Origin of the sequence: Candidatus Binatus sp., assembly GCF_036567905.1 — a bacterium.
In the GTDB taxonomy this organism is placed as follows: domain Bacteria; phylum Desulfobacterota; class Binatia; order Binatales; family Binataceae; genus Binatus.
Genome location: NZ_DATCTO010000061.1, coordinates 1 through 5,024, shown reverse-complemented (window position 1 = coordinate 5,024; position 5,024 = coordinate 1). Strand labels below are relative to the sequence as shown.

The window sequence follows — 5,024 nt, the reverse complement described above, 5'->3', positions numbered from 1 at the left end:
CGGGCGGCCTTAATACTGGGTGCAGGGGTCACCCCTGCTCGTGCCCACGGCCAGGGGTGACTGAGAGCGCGATGCGTACATAAGGAGCTTCGAGATGGATTTGGGTTTGACCGGAAAAGTCGCGATGGTGACGGGCGCCAGTCGCGGGTTGGGCCGCGCGATGGCTCACGCGCTCGCCGACGAGGGGATGTGCGTCAGCGTATGCGCGCGAACCCAGCGGACGCTGACCGAAGCAGTCGCCGCGCTGACGCAGACCGGCTCGGCGCCGCGGCCGGCGATGGGATTCGCCGGCGACGTTACCAAGGCCGAGAATGCGCAAAGGTGGGTCGAGGAGACACTGAAAAAATTCGGCGGAATCGACGTACTGGTCAACAATGCCGGCGCGGCGCGGCCGGGGGCGCTCGCGGAAATCCCCGAGTCGGCGTGGCAGGAGCAATTCGATCTGAACCTGTTCGCGCCGGTGCGGCTGGCTCGCCTGTGCGCCCCGCACATGGAAAAGCGCGGCGGCGGCGCGATCATCAATATCGGCTCGATCTACGGGCGCGAGTCGGGCGGGCCGCTCACCTACAACGCGTCGAAAGCGGCGCTGCATTCGTTCACCAAGATGCTCGCGCGCGAGTACGCGCCGAAAAATATCCGCGTCAACACGATCGCTCCCGGCTCGATACTCACGGCCGGCGGAAACTGGGAGCGGCGCTTTCGCGACAACCCGGCCTTCGAGAAGGATTTCATCGGCCATGAGATGCCGGCCGGGCGGCTGGGCCGTCCCGAGGAAGTCGCGTACGCGGTCGTGATGCTCGCGTCGCCGCGCGCAAGCTGGATTATGGGCGCCAGTATCCCGGTGGACGGCGCGCAGGGGCGATCGATCCTCTGATGATGCGGCTGCGCTTCTGCTTGCGATTCTGCTTCCCGATTGTCGCGGCGCTGGTCCTCGCGGGATGCAGTGCGCCGCTGCCGAGCACCGATCTTCCGCCGGCACGGTTCGTCTCGGAAGCGCCGGAGTTTCCCGGCTTTCAGGACTACCGCGGAATCATCGACCTGCCGATCAAAACGTCGGGGATGGATCAATCGGGAATCGCGGACCTGGCCAAGGCTGCGCAAATCGATTTCATTTTTCTTGCCGATCGCGTCCAACCCGGTCAAGGCGAAAGCGGCTCCGACTTCGGAATCGCGGGATTCACCAACGAGATTCTTTTCATTCCCGGCGGAGCGTTCGAAATCGGCGGCAGCGAGATAATCGGCGTGAACCTCCACGAACCGATCAAACCCAAGCTGGCGCCCAACGATTTGATTTCGGCGATTCACGACCAGGGCGGACTGGCGATTGCGGCCAACCCCGCGAAGTTTGCGTCGTCGGCGGACTACGCGCTGGCGGACGCGATGGAAGTTTACAGCCAGCGCTCGGCGTGGCTCGCGCAAAATCCCACCGCGCTCTACTTCCGCGCGATTTTTCTCGGCACCGATCATTTCCTGTCCGGGCTGGACCTGCGCCCCGATGCGAACCTCGCGCTTTACGACCGGATGACGGCCGGCGCGCGGGTCTCGATGCTCGCGGGAATGGGCGCGCCCGACAACATGAACGTGCTCGGTGCGAAGGTCGGCACGATACCGCAACTTTTTCTGTTCTGCACCACCCATCTGATTGCGCGCGCGCGCGATTTGGCGCCGATCCTCGAGGCGCTCCGCCTCGGACATTCGTATGCGAGCTTCGACTATCTCGGCTACGTCGGCGCGTTCGCGTTCTTCGCACACGCGGGAGACACGATGGCAATGATGGGCGATGAAGTGCGCCTCGTGCCGGGACTCCTGCTCAAGACCGAGCTGCCCGCGCCGGCCGATCGAATCGCGATGTATCAGAACGGCGCTGAAGTGGCGTCAGCCGAGAACGCGACGACGCTCGAGTTCGCGCCGAAGTCGCCGGGCGCGTACCGAATCGAGGCCTATCGCAGCGGCAAGCTGTGGATCATGTCGAATCCGGTATACATAAGATAAGAGTTGGCGGGACACGCGTTTGTGCGCGCCGCCCCTTAATACTGGCCAGCCGTGCCAACGGCCAGGGGCTGACCCCTGCACCCGGTATTAAAACAAAGATGCGGGACTTCGTCCCTGTTAGAAGTGGTTGATCAAGAAAGAGCCCGCGCGGTGTGTTTTTTATCTCATGCTTTGCGGCTTAATTTCCTCGCCCTGTAAGGGAGAGGATGAAGGTGAGGGTCATTATACAGCGCGCCCTGTCCTTCTTTCCTAACATTGGGTGCAGGGGTCACCCCCGCCTACCCGTGCCCACGGGCGCGCGATTCAGGATTCTGCGTCCGAGATACTTTACCCGTCTGCTTGTTATCTTTGTGTCATCCCGAGCGCAGTCGAGGGACCCCGGATCCGAAATTCTGTTGCTGATGAATTGCCTCGCCCCGTCGGGAGGTGTCACAGACACACGGCCGCGCCTCCAGCGCGGCTGAGGGACAACCGCGTCGCGATTCGGCGACTTGGCGCGCGAAAAGGCGGCGGCGCAAGGAAAGGCCCCGACCGCTTGCACAAGGAGGCCATCGGGCCTATAGGGGAGCTGGAATCGGAGACTCAAATCGGAAACTCCGGGTAGAAGGAATTGCTGCAAGTACCGTTTGCATCATCACTTAACAGGCTGTCTGTAACTATGAATGGTTACGACAGCAGATTGTTTTGATTCTGATACCGTCTGCGCAGGCTTACGGCAGGGGGAGGGAACAAGATGATAAGGCGACGAGCTGGCGCATTGTCCGTTGCTCTATCGATGTGCTTGCTGGTTTCGTCATGTGCGCAGGCGGCCAAACCCGCGATCGTGCACATCGATATGGCGAATGGTGAGTCGGAGCATGACGAAGCGGTGTATCCCAATGGAAACATCATCGATGCTTATCCCAATCGCGTGAGACCGCACGAGGTGATCTTCCACAAACCTAACGGGGGAATGATCGACGCATTCTGTCTCAACACCGCTTGCTCGAACGTGCGTCTACAAATTACCGGCAGCAAGGTTATGGCCGATGGGACGTATCAATTGCTGCAGACCGACGATCCTAAAATCATGATGGTTCGAGATGGAGAAGGTACCCGCACCCTGGGTTATTTCGCCAAGAACGGCGGCGGGTCTCAGTTTTTCCCTGATCTTCAACAAGCGCAAGCCTATGAGCATCAGGGCGAAACTGCGAAGGCGGTTGGCAAGGTTGTCGGTGGTACACTGCTGGTGGCGGCTCTCGTAGTTCTGGCAGGTGCCGCTGCCGCAGCGGACGCACGTGCCAACGCTGTGACCACGCGATGTTCGAGCGTGGGCAACAGTACCACTTGTACTACCTACTAGCCTCACCAACGTCCCTCGCAGGTACGCGGCTAATTATGGGCTACCATTGAAGCCATCTCGTGGCCGACCCGATTTGCGGCGCGATTAGGGGCGGATGGCGAGCAAGAAGGCGGCGGCGGGGTCGGTTTCAATGGCTTGCTACGTGAAGGCGTGGCCACAGTCACATGTCGTTGCTGACGAAGGACTCAAATAGCCGCAAGCGGGACATGTCTTCGGTGGACCTTGCACTAGACCGGCGTCGCGTTGGGCAGATAGCCCGTGAGTTAGCAGACTGCGGCGCGACCGACAAATGGCGGCCGGGAACAGTCGGCGGGGCGCGCCGCGACTACGGTAGGCTGATATCTGAATGAGACCCTCCCATCAGATTGACTATCGGTTCGACTCGGGGTAGCGTGCGCGCTCGTCAACTGCGGAGATAACTCAAGGTGAATTTTACTCCTACGATATTCGCTTGCAGTTTAGCGAGCTTAATTTGCCTCGCTGGCTGCGCGGCACAGAAGGAATGGGCCGCCACCGGTGGAAGCCGCGCCGACGGGACGGTAGAACTAGCCTACGAGTATGGCATGTTTGAGGAACCGCAGGTCAACGAGGAGCAAGGCGTGGACCTCGCCACTTCGATGTGCGGGGGCTGGGGATATACAGCATCGCAGGCGTTCGGCGGTACAATGAGCAAATGCGAAGCAGCCAACGCCTACGGCAACTGCCTCCGCACTCTGGTGACGCGCAAGTATCAGTGCTTGGGCGCTCCCGGGGTTTCAGTTGCTCCTCAAAGAGTGCCGGTCGCCTTGCCCCCAGCGCAACCGAACCCAGCACAGCCGCAGATCAACCTCAATGCAAATACCGTGGCGTCCGGGACCATTCAGGGGGCTCCTGCTGCGCAAGGAACGTCATCCGCCCCGGGGAATGCTGCTCCGGTTGCGAATCCAAATTTGGGCAATCAATGGCATGAATCCGAACAGTGGTGACGACCGGGTCGGCGCGTCCCACTTGGCCTGAACTTGGCCTGTTCTATCGGCGTGCATCGGTTTTAATAGGTAACTTATGGCCGGGACGCCTCCTAAGACACTCCCGCGTTTGCGCGGGATGTGACCCATAGTTACCGATGCTGTTTGCCGGGAGCAGGACTCAAAATCCTCTGGAGCGAAAAGTCCATGCGGTTTCGAGTCCCGCCCTTGGTTTATTGAAGCTCCGCGCGCGGATTTGCCACTGGCAGACGAAGATCCGGGGTCCCTCGGCTGCGCTCGGGATGACACAAAAAAGTGAGCGACCGCAGAGGCGGCACCCTCACCTACCGACCGCCAAGCGGTCGGCCGCCTCTCCCGACAAACGGGCGAGGTAAGATCCGGGATTCTTCGCTGCGCTCAAGAATGACACAAAAAAAATTCTAACAGGCCGTCAGGCCGCATCCCGAAGCAGTGGCTGCGCGCGACAACGGAGCGCGGTCGTTGGCACGACCGGCCAGTATTAATTCGCAGGGGTCACCCCTGGCCGTGGCGACGGCAGCGCAGTATTACCCCGTTGGCAAGGGCCGCGCCCGCCAACGGCGGGCGGTCGTTGGCACGACGGGCCAGTATTAATTCGCAGGAGTCACCCCTGGCCGTGGCGACGGCAGCGCCGTATTAAGCCGCTGGCAGGGACCGCGCGCGACAACGGCGGGCGGCCTTAATACTGGGTGCAGAGGTCAGCCCTG

The 5,024-nt window shown here is 61.2% G+C and carries 4 protein-coding genes; all 4 read left to right on the top strand.

What is annotated here, in order from left to right; all coding sequences use genetic code 11:
• Nucleotides 1-94 precede the first annotated feature (94 nt).
• The 4 genes from VIO10_RS09400 (at nt 95) to yecR (ending at nt 4,299) form a co-directional block, all read left to right on the top strand.
• Nucleotides 95-874, top strand: coding sequence for an SDR family oxidoreductase (locus VIO10_RS09400; protein WP_331962825.1), 780 nt, complete (start codon nt 95-97; stop codon nt 872-874).
• Nucleotides 874-1,992 (top strand): hypothetical protein, encoded by a 1,119-nt coding sequence (locus VIO10_RS09395; RefSeq protein WP_331962822.1) that lies wholly within the window; start codon nt 874-876, stop codon nt 1,990-1,992. The genes VIO10_RS09400 and VIO10_RS09395 overlap by 1 nt, the downstream gene beginning before the upstream one ends.
• A 733-nt stretch (nt 1,993-2,725) precedes the next feature.
• A complete protein-coding gene (locus tag VIO10_RS09390) occupies nt 2,726-3,334 on the top strand; it encodes a hypothetical protein (RefSeq protein ID WP_331962819.1) in 609 nt (202 codons plus the stop codon).
• 425 nt (nt 3,335-3,759) lie between these two features.
• The gene (gene yecR, locus VIO10_RS16230) at nt 3,760-4,299 is read left to right on the top strand and encodes a YecR family lipoprotein (RefSeq protein WP_349259239.1); all 540 of its coding nucleotides are present in this window, start codon (nt 3,760-3,762) and stop codon (nt 4,297-4,299) included.
• Nucleotides 4,300-5,024 lie beyond the last annotated feature (725 nt).